We start from the raw sequence: 2516 nt of genomic DNA, 5'->3' as shown, positions 1-2516 counted from the left end.
CGGTGGGCAGTGCCGCCGAGCTGTCTGATGAAGCCGGAGCACAACCTACCTTCACCGCTGATCTGCCCGGCACCTACGAAGCGGACCTGGTGGTCAATGATGGTACCGCCGACAGCGGTCATGACGCAGTTACCATTATCGCCACCAATCCTGATCCGGTGGCCATCGCCGAGACCGAGTACCATGTGCTGATCGGCACCACCGTTATGCTCGACGGCAGCGGCAGTGTGCCCCCCACCGGCGGCGATACCGCTCAGTTGGTGTACAACTGGTACTTGCAGGATCTGCCCGCGGGCAGCACAGCCTCGCTGGCCCAAACCGGCACCGGGCTGACCAGTTTCTACGCGGACATGGCCGGTACTTACACCGCCATCCTCACCGTCGACTATCAGGAAAAAACCAGTGAGCCTCTGACCGTGACCATTGTTGCCGGGAACGCCAATAGCAAACCCGTAGCCGATGCCGGTGGTCCTTATACCATCGAACGCGGTCAAACCCTGACCCTGGACGGCACCGGCAGCAGCGATGCCGACAACGATCAGCTCAGCTATCGCTGGTACCTGATGAGCCCGGGTCATGACGCCGCGTCCGCCGCTATCTGGATACCCAACGGATCGGCGTTGACGCTGGACAACGGCTTGCAAGGATACGATACCGCCAATCCCACCCTGACACCTGATGTTGCCGGTAATTGGAGCGCATACCTGGTCGTCCATGACGGCACGTCCATCAGTAATCTCAGTTCCGCCAGCATTACCGTCACCAAACCGGAAGGCGCGGAAAACACCCCTCCGGTGGCGTCCTTTTACAGTAAACCCCGCGTTGGTTTCATCGCTCCGGTACCCACTGATGAAGTGGAATTGGGCAGTACCGTGTGGTCCAGCGGCAATTCCTACGATATCGACGGAACCAATATCAGCAGCAGCAATCGCCGCTATCAATGGATCACCACCCCCGCTGGTTACGATGCGGAAGACCTTACCGGCAAGGGATCATTCAGTTTCACTCCCACCGTGGAAGGCCAGTACACCGTGGAAATGACGGTCAATGACGGCGAGGCCGACAGCGATCCGGCACGCCGCACCTTTATCGCCCGTACCGGCGCCAACCGAGCTCCCTCTCCACGTATCACGGTGGATTCGCAGACCATCCTGGTAGGAGAAGCGGGCTGGTTCGACGGTTCCGAAAGCACGGATCCGGACGACAACGCCCTGACCTACCATTGGCACCTGCTGGACAAACCCGATGGCAGCACCGCGCAACTTCAATTCCAGAATGTAACCCGCACCGACGGCACGGTACTGAATAACGCCCGCGCAGGAGTCGTCGCGGATCAGCCCGGTATTTACATCGTTCTTCTGGCCGTTACCGACAGTCATGGCGTTACCAGTAGCCTCACCTCCACCTATTACGGAAGAGTCCTGGCCAAGTCGCGGAACAATCCGCCAGTGATCGGCAGCATCAACAACGACAACGATCATCTGGTGAATCGCCGTCGTAACACTCACTTCAACGATTCCGATCAACCCTACGTGATCGATGATGGCAGCGAGCCGGTTCTGCTCTATACACAAAACGCAGTGGATCCGGATCTCGATACGCTCTATTACCTGTGGACACTGGAACAACCGGCAGGCAGCGAACTGCCCGACGCCAGCGTCGATGCCACTTTCACCGTTGGCAAACCTCTCGTCGCCGGTAACTACACCGCCACCGCCATCGTCAGCGACGGTATCGATACCTCGGAACCTCACATTCTCAACTTCAAAACGGTGCAACGCGCTGACTACCCCAGTCTTTTACTGGAGGATTATCACTCGGCCGGCACGGTCAATAGCTGGGACCGTGTCATGCAAAACGGTTTCGCCACCGGTATGCCTGGCGAAGCCCCACGGCAGCGTGCCTTCCCCTATTGGGATCACGCCGACAATTCGTTCCCGATAACCTCCTTTCAACTCGTCGAGGGTGACAATGCCATCAAAAATTACCGGCTGACCGCCTTTGGCAGTGATTACACCGTCATCAATGTTCGCACCAGCGCCCCGAGAAGAAGTGGCACCGAATCCTTCTCCGCCAAATTCGCCGGGCTCACCGAGGGCCAGGTTATCCAACGAGGGGAAAGCATCGATTTCAGTCTTATCCTCACCGCCCCGGCCAACGCCGATGAAGTCATGGGCAATGTCGGCCCCGACCCGGACCTGCCCGAGGGAAGCTATGACCGGGGCAATGCTCTGATCGGCATGACCTATACCTTCGAGATCGCGGAGAAGCCGGGCTGGACCTTCGAATACGCCCCCAGTTCCCGCTAATCATGATGATTTGATTTTCACCGGCCACGGGATTCGAACCAGGATTTCTTGATCCTGGTTCCATCCCGCTATCAACCGAGCACCAACGGGAGCGGATAGAGTCCCCCCCTTTCCGCCGCCAAATAATCGGCATGAGTAACAAGCAACGTGTTAATGGAGAGACATCCATGCAATGCCTGAAAACACTGTGCGCGCTGTTGTGCGCTT

At 58.1% G+C, this 2516-nt stretch carries 1 protein-coding gene; it reads left to right on the top strand.

The annotated features are described in order from the left end of the window. The coding region (locus A6D6_RS21505) for a PKD domain-containing protein (RefSeq protein ID WP_201303872.1) at positions 1-2309 on the top strand (2309 nt) is incomplete at its 5' end. Positions 2310-2516 lie beyond the last annotated feature (207 nt).

The organism is Alcanivorax xiamenensis (assembly GCF_009846745.1).
In the GTDB taxonomy this organism is placed as follows: domain Bacteria; phylum Pseudomonadota; class Gammaproteobacteria; order Pseudomonadales; family Alcanivoracaceae; genus Alloalcanivorax; species Alloalcanivorax xiamenensis.
This window is presented reverse-complemented; position numbering and strand designations above follow the sequence as displayed.